Source organism: Sanguibacter sp. Z1732, from assembly GCF_051020515.1.
Lineage (GTDB): Bacteria > Actinomycetota > Actinomycetes > Actinomycetales > Beutenbergiaceae > CALKWS01.
In genome coordinates, this window is sequence record NZ_CP194857.1 from 2,825,728 (window position 1) to 2,841,589 (window position 15,862).

16 protein-coding genes and 1 pseudogene are annotated in these 15,862 nt (G+C 63.7%); 14 read left to right on the plus strand and 3 right to left on the minus strand.

Going from position 1 to position 15,862, the window contains the following annotated elements; all coding sequences use genetic code 11:
- Positions 1–5 precede the first annotated feature (5 nt).
- From ACRRRO_RS14840 to ACRRRO_RS14880, 9 genes are all read left to right on the plus strand, one after another.
- Entirely contained in the window at positions 6–383 is a 378-nt protein-coding gene (locus tag ACRRRO_RS14840) for a RidA family protein (RefSeq protein ID WP_424798150.1), read from the plus strand.
- A complete protein-coding gene (locus ACRRRO_RS14845) occupies positions 383–1,309 on the plus strand; it encodes an SMP-30/gluconolactonase/LRE family protein (protein ID WP_424798164.1) in 927 nt (308 codons plus the stop codon). Before ACRRRO_RS14840 ends, ACRRRO_RS14845 begins: the two co-directional genes overlap by 1 nt.
- A gap of 390 nt (positions 1,310–1,699) precedes the next feature.
- Entirely contained in the window at positions 1,700–3,031 is a 1,332-nt protein-coding gene (locus ACRRRO_RS14850) for an ABC transporter substrate-binding protein (protein WP_434081589.1), read from the plus strand.
- 90 nt (positions 3,032–3,121) lie between these two features.
- Positions 3,122–4,072, plus strand: a complete 951-nt coding sequence (locus ACRRRO_RS14855) for an ABC transporter permease (protein ID WP_424798148.1) — start codon at positions 3,122–3,124, stop codon at positions 4,070–4,072.
- The gene (locus ACRRRO_RS14860; protein WP_424798147.1) at positions 4,069–4,947 is read left to right on the plus strand and encodes an ABC transporter permease; all 879 of its coding nucleotides are present in this window, start codon (positions 4,069–4,071) and stop codon (positions 4,945–4,947) included. The genes ACRRRO_RS14855 and ACRRRO_RS14860 overlap by 4 nt, the downstream gene beginning before the upstream one ends.
- 2 nt (positions 4,948–4,949) lie before the next feature.
- Positions 4,950–5,942: an ABC transporter ATP-binding protein gene (locus ACRRRO_RS14865; protein WP_424798146.1), complete on the plus strand. Its 993-nt coding sequence runs from the start codon at positions 4,950–4,952 to the stop codon at positions 5,940–5,942.
- Positions 5,939–6,553 carry an ATP-binding cassette domain-containing protein gene (locus ACRRRO_RS14870; RefSeq protein WP_434080497.1) on the plus strand — a complete coding sequence of 205 codons (615 nt, stop codon included), beginning with the start codon at positions 5,939–5,941 and terminating at the stop codon, positions 6,551–6,553. The genes ACRRRO_RS14865 and ACRRRO_RS14870 overlap by 4 nt, the downstream gene beginning before the upstream one ends.
- Positions 6,538–6,777 (plus strand): hypothetical protein, encoded by a 240-nt coding sequence (locus ACRRRO_RS14875; RefSeq protein WP_434080498.1) that lies wholly within the window; start codon positions 6,538–6,540, stop codon positions 6,775–6,777. Before ACRRRO_RS14870 ends, ACRRRO_RS14875 begins: the two co-directional genes overlap by 16 nt.
- A 59-nt stretch (positions 6,778–6,836) precedes the next feature.
- Positions 6,837–7,610 carry an SDR family NAD(P)-dependent oxidoreductase gene (locus ACRRRO_RS14880; protein WP_424798144.1) on the plus strand — a complete coding sequence of 258 codons (774 nt, stop codon included), beginning with the start codon at positions 6,837–6,839 and terminating at the stop codon, positions 7,608–7,610.
- Between the two features lie 72 nt (positions 7,611–7,682).
- On the opposite strand, the pseudogene ACRRRO_RS14885 reads toward ACRRRO_RS14880, so the two are convergent.
- The 3 genes and pseudogenes from ACRRRO_RS14885 to ACRRRO_RS14895 all read right to left on the minus strand — a co-directional run.
- Positions 7,683–7,829: pseudogene (locus ACRRRO_RS14885) on the minus strand (helix-turn-helix domain-containing protein); the annotation flags it as partial.
- A 223-nt stretch (positions 7,830–8,052) separates the two neighbouring features.
- Positions 8,053–9,341, minus strand: a protein-coding gene (locus ACRRRO_RS14890; protein WP_424798143.1) for an IS3 family transposase whose coding sequence is annotated in 2 segments (ribosomal slippage) — positions 8,053–9,068 and positions 9,068–9,341 — 1,290 coding nt in all. Because the reading frame shifts where the segments join, the coding sequence is not laid out codon by codon here.
- 35 nt (positions 9,342–9,376) lie between these two features.
- Entirely contained in the window at positions 9,377–10,000 is a 624-nt protein-coding gene (locus tag ACRRRO_RS14895) for a hypothetical protein (RefSeq protein ID WP_424798142.1), read from the minus strand.
- Between the two features lie 251 nt (positions 10,001–10,251).
- On the opposite strand from ACRRRO_RS14895, the gene ACRRRO_RS14900 reads away from it, so the two are divergent.
- The 5 genes from ACRRRO_RS14900 (at position 10,252) to ACRRRO_RS14920 (ending at position 15,799) form a co-directional block, all read left to right on the plus strand.
- Positions 10,252–11,709 (plus strand): M81 family metallopeptidase, encoded by a 1,458-nt coding sequence (locus ACRRRO_RS14900; protein WP_434080499.1) that lies wholly within the window; start codon positions 10,252–10,254, stop codon positions 11,707–11,709.
- A gap of 106 nt (positions 11,710–11,815) precedes the next feature.
- Positions 11,816–12,871, plus strand: a complete 1,056-nt coding sequence (locus tag ACRRRO_RS14905; RefSeq protein WP_434080500.1) for an ABC transporter ATP-binding protein — start codon at positions 11,816–11,818, stop codon at positions 12,869–12,871.
- Complete coding sequence (locus ACRRRO_RS14910) at positions 12,868–13,941, plus strand: ABC transporter ATP-binding protein (protein WP_424798139.1); 1,074 nt, start codon at positions 12,868–12,870, stop codon at positions 13,939–13,941. The genes ACRRRO_RS14905 and ACRRRO_RS14910 overlap by 4 nt, the downstream gene beginning before the upstream one ends.
- Positions 13,938–14,855, plus strand: coding sequence for an ABC transporter permease (locus ACRRRO_RS14915; protein WP_424798138.1), 918 nt, complete (start codon positions 13,938–13,940; stop codon positions 14,853–14,855). The genes ACRRRO_RS14910 and ACRRRO_RS14915 overlap by 4 nt, the downstream gene beginning before the upstream one ends.
- Positions 14,852–15,799, plus strand: coding sequence for an ABC transporter permease (locus ACRRRO_RS14920; protein WP_434080501.1), 948 nt, complete (start codon positions 14,852–14,854; stop codon positions 15,797–15,799). Before ACRRRO_RS14915 ends, ACRRRO_RS14920 begins: the two co-directional genes overlap by 4 nt.
- Positions 15,800–15,862: the final 63 nt, after the last annotated feature.

Genomic DNA, 15,862 nt, shown 5'->3' on the forward strand with positions numbered 1-15,862 from the left:
TGCTCATGCCGCGTCAATCGATCACAGGCGACATTCCCGTCAGCCATCTGCCCTTCTCACCAGCAATCAAGGCGGGGGACTTCATCTTCGTCTCCGGTCAAGCCTCCGTTGACGACACCGGCGCCTACGTGGAAGGAGACTTCGCCGCGGAGATGGAACGTTCCTTCCGCAATGTCGAGCGGATCCTTGCGGCGGCTGGAGCAACGATGGATGACGTCGTGCAGGTGCGCTCGTACTTGGGGGACGCCGCCTACCGCGACGAATACAACCGCTTTTATCGGCAGTACTTCAACGAGCCACTACCCGCGCGGACGACCACCACCGGAGGCATCAGTTCGCTGAAGTTCGAAGTCGACGTAGTGGCGTACCGGCCCGGATCGTGATGCCGGCGGCACCTACGGCGTGCGAGGCCATCGCGTTAGACGTGCCCCGGTCCCGGCTGGGGGAGAGTCCGCGCTGGTCCGGCACCACGTGGTGGTGGGTGGACGCGGAGGCGGGGGAGGTGTGGTGCTCACCTGCACTGCATGCCCCGGTGAAGCAGCCGCTCCTCGCCTTGGGTGATCGTGTCTCGCTGGTTCACCCCGCGCTCGACGGTGACGTAGTCATTGCGCGAGAGCGTTCAATTCAGAGGGTCGTAGCAAGCGCCCAGGGACCGGAAATCGCCTCAACATGGACCACTGTGGAGTTGCCGGCGGGAACGGTGCTCAACGACGGCATCGCAGACTCCGCTGGCCGGCTCTGGATCGGTGCCGTGGGACCCAACCGGCGCCCCGAAGAGGGCGCCTTGATTCGCGTAGATCGAGACGGGACTGCTCACGTTGTCGCGAACGGATTCAGCCTGTCCAACGGAATGGCTTGGGATCGGCGGACCCGCTCGCTCTTGCACGTGGACTCACTGGCCCGCACGATCTGGCGTCACCGGATCGAGCCCGACTCCGGCGGTGTGATGCACTCCGAGAAGATGATGCAGATCGGCGGGGAGGGATTGCCCGACGGCATCGCACTCGACGCGGCAGGCGGCCTATGGGTCGCGATGTACGGGCTCGGGCAAGTGCGACGATTCGACCCCACTGGGCGCATGGATGTCGTCGTGCACGTGCCGACGGCCCAAACGACGAGTGTGGCCATCGGTGGACCGGACGGACGTGATCTCCTGATCACGACGGCGCAGGAAGGCTTCGATGCCGCGCGCAGCGCGGCCGAGCCGCAGGCCGGCAGGCTGTTCACCGCGAGGGTGCAGGTCGAGGCGGTACAGCCTCCCAAGGCCCGGCCAGTCCTACATCTCTCGTCGCGCCGGTCAGGTTATTGAAACGTTATTCAGTTGCTCTGAAGGAGTCTTGACCGGAGCAACGCTGAACCGCATACTGAACTAATCATTCCAGGGTTCGGAACACTGAGGTCTTTCCGGACACTTGGATCACACTGTGAAAGGGTCACGGATGGAATTACGACGTTCCAGGACGACACGGTTGAAAACGGCTTCGGCCCTGCTCTCGGAGCGGCCCTCCTGCTCGGGGCGTGCGGCAACGGCGGCGATGGCGGAGAGTCCACTGCAGAAGAACCAGCCTCGGGCGGAGCGCCCGCGGCCCCAGGCGCGGAAGACAACTCACTGACGCTCATCGCACTTCAGGACCCTGGCACGTTGGATTATGTGAATAACAACCAGACGGCGCTGATCCTCTGGATCCCGGGCAACGTAGTGGAACCGCTCGTCTACTTCGATGACGCCGGTGAACCAGAGCCAGCGGTGGCGGAGTCGTGGGACATCAGCGACGACCAAACGACGTACACCTTCACGATCCGGGAAACCACCTTCTCCAACGACGACCCCGTGACTGCCGACGACGTCGTTTACTCCCTGACGTCGATGCAGGAGAGCCCGATCTCCACATACGCCGCGGCCTACGGCGCAGTGGAGTCGATCACGGCAGTGGATGAGCGCACCGTTGAGGTGGAGTTGGAGCGACCCAGCCAAGCATTCTTCCAAGGAATGGGTGGGATGTCAGGCTTGATCCAGCCGGAGTCAGCGGCCGATGGGATCGCTACCAACCCGATCGGCACCGGGCCGTACGTGCTCGACAACTACGCCACCGATGACCAACTGGCCTTCAGCGTCAACGAGGACTATTGGGGGGAGGCCCCCAGTATTGAAGACGTCACCGTACGGATCATTCCTGACGGCACCGCAGCGCTGAACGCACTGAGCGCCGGCGAGGTCGACGTCTTCCCCGTGATCACCATCGATCTGTGGGAGAGGCTGACGACCGAAGGCTTCGATGAGAGTTTCAATCTGGTCACCTACCCACAGGTCGGCGAGATGCTCTACGTGGCATTCAATTCGACCCAGGCCCCCTTTGATGAGCCCGAAGCGCGTCAGGCGCTTGCTCAGGCCTTCAACCGGGAGGACATCCTGGCTGCGTTCAACGCACCCTGGGGCGCCGACGCCACCTGCGATTTCGGATTGGAAGACACCTCGTGGTTCGCGCCAGAGAGCGCGGAGGCCTGCCCGCACCCCTCTGACCTTGATGCTGCCACTGGTGCCATCTCGGCGGCTGGTCTCGACACGCAATCTGTCGAATTCACCTCACTGAGTGACGTTCCGGACCTCTCGCTGCCGGCCGACATCCTCGTTGCCCAACTGCAGCAGGTCGGGGCGGACATCGACCGCAATGCCATCGAACTGGCGCGCTACTCCCAAACCGTGTTCCAGGCGCGCCCTCCGCAGTTCGGCATCACCGTGATGTCCAGTGCAGCTCCGATCACGGGTTTCGCCTGTGAAAGCCCCGATCAAGCGGGTTGGACCACGTACTGCAGCCAGGAGTTCACCGAGTTGCTGAACGAGGCTGATAGTGCCGAGTCGATCGAGGAGTACGACGACCGGATGGCGGCTGCCAATGAAGTGCTCAAGGAAGACGCAGTGATCGTCCCCCTGGCAGCCAAGAACGGAGTCGGCTTGTTCCATCCGGACCTGCAGGGCTGGCAGGAGCCCCGGATCATGGTCGACATCCAGTTCAAGAACCTCCACTGGTGACGGACGTGGGCCGCGGGGATCGGTACCCGCGGCCCACGTTGCCCAGCACGTCTCGGCTTTGAGCGCCGAGCCACACCGAGAGGGAATCTCATGGTGGTCTTTCTTGCGCGGCGTCTGGCGTTCTTCGTCCTGGCGTTGCTGGTCTCGTCCCTGCTGATCTTCTCGCTCATCCGCTTGGCTGGCGGAAACATTGCAGCGGTCATGCTGGGCCAGGATGCAAGTCCGGGTGCCATTGACGCACTGATGGCGGAACTCGGGCTTGACCGTCCACTCCCGGTGCAGTACTTCGACTGGCTTTTTGGCATGCTCCAGGGCGATCTCGGGAACTCCTTCCGTACCGGAGAGCCGGTCTCCGAGATGATCCTGAGTCGGCTCCCGATCAGTATTCCGCTCGCGTTGGGCGGGATGGCGATCGCCCTGTTCGTGGCCATCCCGGTGGGGACCTTCGCCGCAACCCACGCACGGCGCCCGATCGGGGCGCTGGTAGCGATGCTCAGCCAGGTCGGTATTGCGGTACCGGTGTTCTGGGCAGGTGTGCTGCTCGCCATGGTGTTCGGGGTCCATCTCGGGCTACTGCCCACCGGAGGCTGGACACCCTGGTCGGACGGTATCTGGCGTGCAGTGCGGTCGTTGATTCTGCCGGCCTTCGCGCTGGGTGTAGTGATGGCGGCATCTCTGAGCAGATACACCCGGACCGCGGTGCTGGATGTGATGAACGAGGACTTCGTCCGAACCGCAAGGGCCTTCGGGATGACCCGCAGGACCTCGCTGTACCGGGTCGGATTGCGCAACGCGGCACTGCCCCTGGTGACCGTTATCGGACTGCTCGCGGCCGAACTGGTGGGCGGAACGGTGATTATCGAAACCGTGTTCTCGCTGCCGGGTCTGAGTCGAATGATCCTCTCGGCAGTGAGCGCTCGCGAGGTGATCGTTGTGCAGAGCACAGTGATGGTCGTCGTCGCGTTCGTCATGACGGTCAATCTGGTGGTCGATGTCTTGTACGGAATCCTGGATCCACGCGTAAGGGTGGCGAGCAAATGAGTCAGACACCTCCCACTATCGCCCCGGAGTCCGCTCTCGCTCCCAGCATGCGGCGCCGCGGCAAGGCGCACCTGGCATTCTGGGTCGGACTGGTGATGACTGGAACGTTCATCGGCATCGCGGTCGTCTCCGTTTTCTGGCTGCCCATGGATCCCAATGCGGTCGCGCCTGGCAATCGGCTACAACCGTTCGGCTCACCGGGACACCTGGTTGGCACCGACCCCCTGGGGCGGGATGTGCTCAGCGCGCTCATGGTGGGGGCACGAACCTCGACCCTGGTCGCCGCGGGTGCAGCCCTGCTCGGCATGGTCATCGGTGGGGCTGCCGGCCTCATCGCAGCGGCCGGCCGGTCGGCAGTGGATGAGACGGTGATGCGTAGCGCGGACATCTTGTTGGCAATCCCCGGAGTGGTGTTCGCCCTGGTGCTCGCTGCGACCATCGGGGCGGGGGTTGGTTCGACGATCTTCGCGCTCACAGTTTTCTTCACACCCTCCTTTGCCAGGGTGGTGCGCGCCGCGGCGTTGCGAGTGCTCGCGGAGGACTTCATCACAGCCGCCCGGCTGTACGGCCGTCGGAACCCCTTCATCCTTGCCCGCCACGTCCTACCCAATGTCGCCTCGGTCCTGACCGTTCAGTTCACGCTGTACTTCGCTGTCGGCATCCTCACTGAGGCGTCCCTGTCGTACCTGGGAGTCGGCGTCAACCGGCCGGCGATTTCTTGGGGCATGATGTTGAAGGAAGCCCAGGACATGGTCGGTGTGTCCAGCCCGCTCGCACTATGGCCCGGACTGGCAATCGTCTTCGCCGTCCTCGGTCTCAACCTGCTCGGTGACGGGTTGCGCGACAAACTCGATCCTCGCCTGTCTCGGAGGTAACCGTGACCACACCTGTACTCGATGTCCGCAATCTGGTCGTCCGCCGCGATGAAATGCGCGCGGTACGGGGCGTGGACCTGAAGATCCTGCCCGGCCAACGCGTCGGAATCGTCGGTGAGTCCGGTGCTGGAAAGAGCCTGACGGCGCTGGCAATCATGGGTCTGCAACCCGAGGGCTGGCAAGTCGACGGGGAAATCTGGCATGACGGCGTGGACTTGGCTGCTGTCTCTGACCAGCAACTCTCTCGGCGGCGTGGCCGCACGTTGTCGATGATTTTCCAGGACCCGTTGTCTGCGCTCAATCCCACCAGGCGCGTCGGTGAACAAATCACCTGGGTGATCCGCCGGCACACGTCAACCACGGCACAGCAAGCACATGACCAGGCACTGGACCTGCTGACCCTGATGAAATTGCCCCGCCCGCCACAGTTGATGCGCTCGTTCCCCCACCAACTCTCCGGTGGACAACGTCAGCGCATCATGATTGCGATGGCTGTTGCCTGTTATCCGCAACTGATCATTGCCGACGAGCCGACTACCGCCCTGGACGTCACAGTCCAGAAGGAGGTGCTACGGCTCCTCGACACCGCCGTCACCGAGCGGGGCAGTGCCTTGTTGATGATCACTCATGACCTACCGGTGATCGCGGCGATGTGCGACTACGTGGCCGTCATGTACGGCGGACGAGTTGTGGAGCAAGGGCCCGTAGACGTGGTGCTTCGCACACCAAAACACCCGTACACCCGTGGTCTGCTCGAGTCCCAGCCGACGATGGACAACATCGACGTTAGTGCAGATGTGCGGCTGCCACACATCAAGGGCACGGTGCCACCGCTGCATGACATGCCGACGGGGTGCGCGTTCCGGCCGCGGTGCTCGCGGGCGCAGGCTCAGTGTGAGCAAACCCCAGAACTCACCGGAACCGAGTCCCGCGTGGCGTGCTGGTTCCCTGAACACTTGCAGGTGACTGTCGAATCGGAGGTGAAGACACGTTGACGTCCGATGCGCCGTCTCCGGAGGATCCCACCCCCATTATCGAAGCCCGCAATGTGTCTCAGGAGTATCGCTTGCCGCGCACCAAGCTTATCTCCCGACGGCCAACGCTGGACGCACTCATCGACATCGACTTCCACGCCATGGAGGGGGAGGCAGTCGGGCTGGTCGGTGAGTCGGGGTCTGGCAAGTCCACTCTCACCCGCATCTTGGTCGGTGAAGAGCGTCCCAATGCCGGCGTCATGAACTTTCACGGGAAAGACGTCTGGGATGCGAACCGTGCCGGTCGGATCGCGTTCCGTCGAGCGGTCCAAGTAGTACTTCAGAACCCCCGGGCCTCGCTGGACCCCCGCATGAAGGTAGGCGCATCGCTGGTCGAACCACTCCGCAGCCTGGGGGTGCAGGTCGATCACGAGCGTCGGATGTATGAGGTGCTTGACCAGGTCGGCATGTCCAAGGAGGCGGTACACAAGTACCCGCACGAGTTTTCCGGTGGTCAGTTGCAACGCATCGCCATCGCCCGGGCCCTCATGCCGGCGCCCAAAGTCTGCTCGCCGATGAACCAGTCTCGGCACTCGATGTTTCTATTCAGGCACAGGTGCTCAACCTGTTGAAGGACTTGGTTGCTGAACTGGGCCTGACGCTCGTTCTCATTGCACATGACCTGTCCGTGGTGGCTTACACCACGTCGCGGGTGGCGGTGATGTCGGCCGGACGCATCGTCGAGACAGGCGCGCCGGCCGACTTGTTCACCACCCCGAAGGCCGAAGCGACGAAGTTGCTCGTCGACGCCGTGTTGACAGTCGAAGGTGGCTTGGCGGGTCAAGCGCTCGCCTGACGAACACCGCAAGGACGCACGCTGCACGCGACGCCTGACCCCATCTAAGGAGCACGTCCATGTCACTCGACGGAAGATTGCACGGTTACCGGGTTCTCGTCACCGGGGGTTCCCGGGGGATCGGGGCCGCGACCGCCCGTGCCTTCGTTGCCGAAGGTGCCGCGGTAGCGATTCATCATGAGCCCACCCCGGCCATGACCGACCTTGCCAAGGGCCTGGTGGACGACCTGCGCGTCACTGGGGGTCAGGTTGCTGCAGTGCCGGGGGACCTTGCTGATCCTGCCGGACCGGGCCAGGTGGTCGCGGCAGCGCGATCGTCCATCGGTCCGCTGACAACGGTGGTTGCGAATGCTGCTGCCTCGGGTCGTTCGCCGTTTCAGGAGATCTCGATCCCACAGTGGGACCACGTCCAGGCGGTGAACACCCGCGGTACTTGGTTGCTCGCTGCAGCGGCCAGGAGTGATCTCATCGCTAATAGGGGGTCGCTGATTACGTTGACGTCGGTCATGGTCGAGACCGGGCAGCCCGATGCGGTGCACTACACGGCCTCGAAGGCCGCGATCCTGGGAATGACTCGCGCCCTGGCCCGTGAACTGGGACCGCATCACGTGCGCGTAAACGCAGTCATGCCCGGAGCGATCCGCACCGAACAAGAGTTGGAGTTGAGTCCTGATGCGGACGCAGTAGCCGCAAGGATCCTGCCCAAACAAGCGCTACCCCGGCGCGGGACCGCAGACGACCTCACCGGTGCATTCGTCTTTCTCGCTAGCGACGAAGCTTCCTTCATCACCGGGCAGGTCATCAACGTTGATGGGGGCTGGGTGATGTACTGACCGGTGTTACGCAAGCGTGACGCCGCGTCGGGCGAATGTCTCCGAGGTGCATCATGATGCTCCTATTCTGTGTCAAGCCGTTTGGAGCCATTGCTCGTAGCGGGCGGTGAGTTCGGGCAGCGGGCGTCGCTGGTTCTCGATATCGGAGATGCGGGCGGGCCGGGTGTGGAGGGCTCGCGCGACCTGAGTGAGGGTCATGCCCTTGTCCCTGCGCTGGGCTTTGAAGTGTGCTCGTGTTGCCGGTTGGGGTTCTCGTCAGCGCCCGGTAGACCTCTCGGGCGATCGCGCGTTTGAGGCAGCACATGATCTCCCTGGTGTTCTTGCCCTGTTGCCTCCTGCGTGCGACGTAGTCCTTCGTTTGAGGGTCGCGCTGCATGCGCACCAGCGTGATGCGGTGCAGGGCGCTGTTTCCGCGCCTTGAATCGGCACGGCTTCTCTGCCGCTACTTTGTGGGTGCGGGCTCTCGGTTGAGGGCCTCGTAGTAGAGCGTCTCGAACTCTACCGGGGTGAGCATCCCCAGAGAGCCGTGGAGGCGCCGGTTGTTGTACCAGTCGACCCAGCCGGCGGTGGCGTACTCGACGTCTGAGAGCGTCTTGTAGGGGCCCGCGTGGAAGACCGTGGTGCGGATGCACTCGGTCTTGAACAGGCCGTTCACGCTCTCCATGAGGGCGTTGTCGAACGCGTCGCCGACGGTCCCGATGGACGGGGCGATGCCCTCGAGGTCGAGGTGCTCGGTGTATCGGATCGAGGTGTACTGGGCGCCGGCATCGCTGTGATGCACCAAAGCTCCTGGTGAGACGGGGTTTCCTTCGCGGTCGCGCTGCCAGAGGGCGATCCGCAGAGGGGTCATGACCAGGTCGGTGCGCATGCTGGTGTTGGCGTGCCAGCCCACGATCCGCTGGGCGAACACGTCCACGACGAACGCGACGTAGACGAACCCCGCCCAGGTGCGGACGTAGGTGAAGTCGGTGACCCACACGCGGTCCGGGGCCGGGGCCGTGAAGTCGCGATTGAGAAGGTCACCGGCACGTTTCCCGTCTGGGCCCGGGATGGTGGTGCGGAGTTTCTTCACCCGCCGGATGCCCTCGAGACCCAGGGTCCGCATCGCGCGGTCCACCGCGCCCCGGGAGGTGCCGGCAAGGCCCTCCTGGCGGCGAAGCAGCGCAACCCACTTCCGTCGCCCGTACAGGCCCTCCGGCGTCATCTGCATCTGCCCGGTGACCGGGTTGAGCTTCCAGGCGAGGTCGCGGATCTTGTCCTCCACGAACGCGTCTGTGACAGTGCGGGCAGTGATGCGGGCCGGCCTCTTCCAGGCCCGGTAGGTCCGTGCAGCGATCACAAGGCCCTGCTGACGCAGGACGCGCAGGATCGGCTCGACTGCATAGCCCTCGGCGCGCATCTCGTCGATGAACGCGCAGATCAGCGGCCTCGGGGGTCGAGCTCCCCCGCGAAGAAAATCGAGGCCCGGCGAAGGATCTCGTTGTCCTCCCGCAACCGCCTGTTCTCCGTCTTCAGGCGCTTGATCTCGGCAGACTCCTCACTGGTGACGCCGGGGCGGGTCCCGTCGTCGACCTCGGCCTGGGCCAGCCAGCGCCGCACGGACTCTCGCGAGACGCCCTCCTGACGGGCGACCGCGGCCGTCGCCGCGGTCAAGGTGGGGTACTCCTGGGCGTGCTCGCGCACGAGCCGCACGCACCTCGCGCGCAGCTGGGGATCGATCTTCTTCGGCATGCTGTCCATCCTCTCGGACTCAAACAGCAGCGGCATCAAACCCGGGCCGGTTCAAACTCGCCCTTGAGCACGGGGCCGCAGTGGGCAACGGTGTCGACCTCGAAGAACCCTGGTTCGGCCTCGACCTCATCGCCGGCCTTGCGGATGGTGATCGAGTTGCGCAGCAAGGGCCCGGCCTTGGTGGCCGACTTACCCCGGAGTTGGTCCTTGGCCTTCGCCGGGGCCAGGTAGCGGTCAATGGTGGCTGGGCTCATCGCCTCCAGTTCTGCTCGCACAGCCTGGGAGTAGCGCCCCGTACCGGTAACCAACTCCCCGGAGCGTTCCAGCAGGTCCAGCAGGTCCAGCAGCATCGCGGCGGCCAGATACTTCCCACACTGCCCACCCGAGGCCGCCCACACCCTCTGCAGCACCTTGCGCGCGTCGTAGGAGTACTTCGGCGCCCGCGCCCGGCGCTTGACCTTAGCGACCTGCCTACCGCGGCCCGGTGGGTCCTTGGCCGCCGCGGTCAATCGCCGGCGCGCGTTGTCCCGCGACCAGCCAGTCACCGCCACAACCTGATCCAGGACCAGGCCCTTGTCCTTCTTCGAAGCCCGAGAATACTCCCGAGCAAACTTCGCCGTCACATCGGCGCGAGATGCCATCTCCAACTCACTTCCCATGCCCTCCCACGGTTCACCGTTCGCGGGCATTCCTACGTGAGGCACGGCAAACCGTTCGCGGGCACTTTTCGTGAGTCTCGTCGGTCTCTTGACGCTGACACCCGCGTGCCGGATACTGGACCCGGAGTTTCGATACTCGAAACGACATCATCGGGCAGTGGTCATGCCCGCAACTCGCCGGTTGTGCCCGTGCGAGTGTCAGCAGGGCCGCTGGATGTTCTGCCAAGGAAGGTGGCTGCATGCGCATAGCTGTGGCGTATATCGGACAAGAGTCGAATACATTCAACCCGGCACCGTCGACGATCGACAACTTCGCAGCGTTCGGGATATATCGCGGACAGGAAGTGCTCACGAAACTGGCCGGTGTCGGGCCCATCGGAGGCTTCCTCGAAGGAGTGCAGGAATCCGGGCGTGATGTCGAAGTGGTCCCCTTGGTGCGTGCGCGTGCTGTCGCCGGAGGAAGGCTCACCGCAGAGACGCTGCACACGCTGACCGACGAACTGCGCAGTCAACTTCGAGGGGCGGGGGAGTTGGACGGCCTGGCTCTGTTGCTGCACGGCGCCTGTGCCGCCAGCGGTGACGACGACGTCGAAGGGCACCTGCTCACGGTCGCCCGGTCGATTGTCGGATCCGATCTTCCCATTGTCGTGGGGCTTGATCATCATGCGAACATCACCTCGCGGCTCGTTGATCTGTCCACGGCGATCATCGGGCACCGCACCCAGCCCCATGACCCGTTCGACACCGGCCGGCTCAGTGCGGCACTGCTCTTGCGCGTCGCTGCCGGTGAGGTCGCGCCTACGATCGGCTGGCGCAAACTGCGACTCCTATCCCATCAGGAGCAGTACCTCACATCCACGGGCCCGATGAAGGAATGGTTCGACCGCGCACGGCACCTGGAAGGCCTCCCGGGGGTTCTATCCGTCTCGCCCTTCCCCATGCAGCCGTGGCTCGACCTCGAGGAAGCCGGTTGGGCGATTGTCGTCGTGACCGATGGCGATCAACCGCTGGCCGAGACGCTCGCCGAGGAAATGGCCGATCGGGCCTGGTCCCAACGAGAACGATTCCAAGTCACGACCTCAGTGCCACCGGCCGAAGCCGTCCAGCTGGCTCTGGCTTCGCCGACGCCGGTGATCCTGAGTGACACCGGCGATTCGGTCTTCGGCGGAGCAGGTGGTGACAGCACTGTGCTCCTGAGCGAGTTGCTTCGTGTGGGAGGGCTGCGCGCGCTGGTGCCGATGGTCGATCCACATGCCGCCCGGACCTTGCTCGCAGCCGGTGCCGGCGCTCAGGTCGAGGTGCGGGTGGGTGGTGCGGTCAGCGGCTGGTTCGAACCACTTGAGCTCACCGTCAAGGTGCGGTCTGCCGAGGAACTCATCCTGAATCCCGGCGGCGGGTATCAGGATGAGCATGTGGACATGGGGGCAACTGCGGTCGTGGATACGGGCAACGTCACGCTGGTAGTGAGTGAGCGGCCCGGCGTCGCGGGCAATCACCCCGCCCTCTACGGACACTTTGGTATCAACCCACAGGACTACCAGGCCTTGGTGCTCAAGACCGCGAGTAACTTCCAATGGTTTGAGCACGTGACGACTGCGGTCATCCGGGCTGACACCCCAGGGCCCACGCAGACAGACATTTCCGCGCTGCCGTGGGAGCGCGTGCCGCGGCCGATCTATCCCGTCGACTCCACCGACGATTGGCGCTGACAGGTTGCAGTCGCTGAAACACCCTCACTGATCAGTGAAAGTTCGCTAGGATCCCCATTCAGTGCATGTACCGACCGTGACCGGTCCGTTGTAACGAGGAGGTTGCATGGCTCTCCAGGACTCTGAAGCGCCACCAGGGCAGGAACCGCTGCTCTCGGTGGATGGCCTACGTGTCACGTTCGGCAGCGGATCGAACACTGTGACCGCCGTGGACGGAGTGACCTTCGATGTCCACCCCGGAGAGACCCTGGGCATTGTCGGTGAATCTGGCTCCGGCAAGAGCGTTAGTGTGATGTCCCTGCTCGGGCTGGCAGCGGGAAACGTCGTCGGGGGTACTGCCACATTTGAGGGCAAGGACCTGCTGAGCATGTCGAAACGAGAGATGCGCGCGGTCCGTGGCAAGTCGATCGCGATGGTCTTCCAGGACGCGATGACCGCATTGAATCCTGTCTTGACCATCGGCAACCAACTCACCGAGGCGCTGACGATCCATGCGCCGATGTCAGCCTCCGCCGCCAGGGATCGGGCATTGGAACTCCTGCGCACGGTCGGAGTGCCGAACGCTGAAGCCCGACTCAAGCAGTATCCCCACGAGTACTCCGGCGGCATGCGACAGCGGGCCATGATCGCGATGGCGATGGCCAACAAGCCCCGTCTGCTGATCGCCGATGAGCCAACGACCGCCTTGGATGTCACCATCCAGGCGCAAGTCTTGGACGTGTTGCGCAGAGCCAAGGAGGAGACCGGCGCAGCCACGATCCTCATCACCCATGACCTTGGGGTCGTTGCTGAGATGGCTGACCGGGTCGTGGTGATGTATTCCGGACAAGTCGTGGAGACCGGGACGGTCGAGCAGGTGTTTCGGCGGCCCAGTCACCCCTATACGCTTGGCTTGCTTCGGAGCCTTCCTCGCTTGGATGGCCGCACCACTCGGCTGTTGCCGATTCGTGGAAACCCGCCAAGTGCACGTGCGCAGCCGACGGGATGCCGGTTCCATCCGCGCTGCGACCTCGCCGCTGGACGGTCCCTGTGCTCCGAGCAGACCCCTGACCTCTTGCTGTCAGCGGAGGGGACGCGCGCCCGGTGCCACTTCCTGGATGAGGTCCCGGCATTTCGCGCCGCCACCACGGTCGGTGCGCCCGGCAGCGAGGTGCAACCGTGACCACGTCGAAACACGCGGTTCACCCGCCTTTGCTGCAGGTCGAGGGTTTGGAGAAGCACTTTCCGGTCCGGACCGGAATCGCTAAGCGCACCACCGGCTGGGTTCGTGCCGTCGACGGTATCGACCTGGAACTTCATAGCGGCGAGACCCTCGGTTTAGTGGGGGAGTCCGGCTGTGGCAAGTCGACCACCGGGCGGACCATCTTGCGCCTACTGGAGCCCACCGGCGGGCGAACGATGTTTGACGGTAAGGACATCTCCGGCCTCTCCCGGCGCCAGATGCGTCCAGTGCGTCGTGACATGCAGATCGTCTTCCAAGACCCCTTCGCCTCCCTCAATCCCAGGCTGCGTGTGCATGAGATCCTGGCTGAGCCGCTGAAACTCCACGGCCAGTACGATCGGGTCACATCCGAGGGCTTCATCGATGAACTCATCGAACGCGTCGGGCTGCACCGCGACCAGCGTTTCCGGTTTCCCCATGAGTTTTCCGGAGGCCAACGACAGCGGATCGGTATTGCCCGAGCGCTCGCCCTGCATCCGCGTATGTTGATCCTCGACGAACCCGTCTCAGCTTTAGACGTCTCCATCCAGGCCCAGGTCGTCAACCTCCTGCAGGAACTGCAGGCTGAAATGGACCTCGCCTACATCTTCATTTCTCATGACTTGTCGGTGGTTCGCCACATTTCCAACCGCTTGGCAGTTATGTACTTGGGCAAGATCGTGGAGACCGGCACCAGGGATCAGATCTACGAAGAGCCGTTGCATCCCTACACCCAAGCGCTGTTATCGGCGGTACCCGTTCCCGAGCCAGGTGGGCGACGTGCCGATGATCGCATCCTGCTGAGCGACGACGTACCGAGCCCGACGAATCCACCGAGCGGATGCCGGTTCCGCACCCGGTGTTGGCGCGCAGAGGATATTTGTGCCACCGAGGAACCAGCGTTGACTATTCGATCGGGTCAGTCGCACCCCACCGCCTGCCATTTCAGCGGTCCCTTATCGCTGGGCATGCCCAAGCCCCGGCCCGGTTTGACAACCGAGGCGGAAACCACGACGGAGATGCGGCGATGAGCACCGGGGAACAGCCATCAACAAGTGCGAAGACCACTGGGCCCAAGCGGCGGACACCGTGGCAACTGATCCGCCAGACAGCTCGGCGCAGTCCCTCGCTCCTGATCGGCGGAGTGATTATCGCGTGTCTAGGCCTGATGGCAGCTTTCGCCCCCGTCCTCTCGCCTTTCGATCCTTTGGCAGTCAATGCGGCGAACGCTTTCCAGCCCCCCGACGCCCAACATTGGTTCGGCACCGACGAACTCGGTCGCGATTTGTACTCGCGCACCTTGTATGGCGCGCGCGCCTCGCTGCTGACCGGACTGTTCGCCACGGTCGGAGCAGCGCTTGTGGGCGTGCCGCTTGGTCTCATGTCCGGGTACTTCGGCCGATGGGCAGACGCTCTGATCATGCGTGCGATCGACATCCAGATCGCCGTGCCGGCAATCCTGCTTGCCCTCATCATCATCGTGATGGCGGGTCGGGGCTTCGTCAGTTCGATCGTCGCAGTAGGCATCGCGAGTATTCCTGTCTTCGCCCGGATCGTGCGGGCATCGACGATGTCAATCAAGGAGGAGGAGTACGTCAGCGCGGTCAAGGCATTGGGGGCCGGCCATATCTACACCATGGTGCGCACGATTCTGCCGAATGCCTGGGGCCCGATCATCGTTCAAATGGTGATCACGGCATCGGTGGCGATTCTGTTGGAGGCCGCCTTGAGTTTCCTCGGGCTGGGAACCCAACCACCGACGCCGACGTGGGGTGATGCGCTGCGCACCGGCAAGGGCTTCCTCGCCAACGCCCCGTACTACGCGATCCTGCCGGGGGTCATGCTCACCATGACTGTTCTGGCCTTGGACCTGATGGGACGCGGTCTGCAGAAGTTCCGCGAGGGTACGGCTGATACCCCGGTGGAACTGGAGGCACGCGCGTGAGTACGTACATCCTTCGGCGTCTACTGCAGACGGTGCCCACACTCCTGGTGGCCTCGGTCTTGATCTGGCTGATCGTCTACGCCCTACCCGGAGATCCGGCCATCGCGGTGGCGGGCGACAACGCCCCTCCGGAGGCGGTCGAGTACGAGCGGCAGCGGATGGGATTGGACCAGCCCCTGTTAACGCAGTACTTGACGTGGATCGGCAACGCGGTCCAGGGCGACTTCGGTCATTCTTATATCACCCGGGAGTCGGTGGGCGCGGCGATCGCGCGCCGGCTATTACCAACGGTCCAGCTTGCGGTGGTCTCCTTCGCATTCGCCTTGGTGCTGTCGATGCCGATCGCCTTCTTCGGCGCGCTGCGGCCCCGCTCGTTCCTTGGCCGTCTCACCAGCGCCCAGAGCATCCTGTCCTTGAGTGTGCCGACCTTTTGGGTGGGCATTCTGCTGATCTTGTTCCTCGGGGTGCAGTGGCGGGTGCTCCCGGCCGTGTCCGACTTCGTGCCGTTCTGGGAGGATCCGCTGGGTGCTTTGCGCAACCTGATCTTGCCTGGACTGACGTTGGGGATCTTCATCTCCGGCATTCTCGGACGCTTCTTGCGGCAGTCACTGTCCGAGACCCTTCAACGCGATTACGTCCGCACCGCTCGTGCCAAAGGTCAGATCGAATGGTTAGTCGTTGCCAGGCACGCCTTACGGAATGCCCTGTTGCCGTTCGTCACAGTGCTGGGACTGCAGTTGGGCACCTTCATTGGCGGCACAGTCGTGACCGAGTCGGTGTTCAACTATCCCGGCCTGGGCCGCATGCTCCTCCAAGCGATCGAGCAACGTGATTACGCCCTGATACAGGGCGCCACGTTGATGATCATCGTCGGCGTCACGTTGGTGAACCTCATCGTGGACGTCCTCTACGCCTACTTGGATCCACGCATCTCCTATTCCTGACCAGCCGATCCATCACGATCGAACCGAAAGCCACATCCCCCGCCTCCACCATCCGGTGGACGG

Excerpts from the sequence above, each read along its gene's own strand:
- ACRRRO_RS14845 (WP_424798164.1), top strand. The coding sequence starts at position 383 with ATGCCGGCGGCACCTACGGCGTGCGAGGCCATCGCGTTAGACGTGCCC.
- ACRRRO_RS14840 (WP_424798150.1), top strand. The coding sequence starts at position 6 with ATGCCGCGTCAATCGATCACAGGCGACATTCCCGTCAGCCATCTGCCC.
- ACRRRO_RS14915 (WP_424798138.1), top strand. The coding sequence starts at position 13,938 with ATGAGCACCGGGGAACAGCCATCAACAAGTGCGAAGACCACTGGGCCC.
- ACRRRO_RS14855 (WP_424798148.1), top strand. The coding sequence starts at position 3,122 with ATGGTGGTCTTTCTTGCGCGGCGTCTGGCGTTCTTCGTCCTGGCGTTG.
- ACRRRO_RS14895 (WP_424798142.1), bottom strand. The coding sequence starts at position 10,000 with ATGGGAAGTGAGTTGGAGATGGCATCTCGCGCCGATGTGACGGCGAAG.
- ACRRRO_RS14880 (WP_424798144.1), top strand. The coding sequence starts at position 6,837 with ATGTCACTCGACGGAAGATTGCACGGTTACCGGGTTCTCGTCACCGGG.
- ACRRRO_RS14905 (WP_434080500.1), top strand. The coding sequence starts at position 11,816 with ATGGCTCTCCAGGACTCTGAAGCGCCACCAGGGCAGGAACCGCTGCTC.
- ACRRRO_RS14860 (WP_424798147.1), top strand. The coding sequence starts at position 4,069 with ATGAGTCAGACACCTCCCACTATCGCCCCGGAGTCCGCTCTCGCTCCC.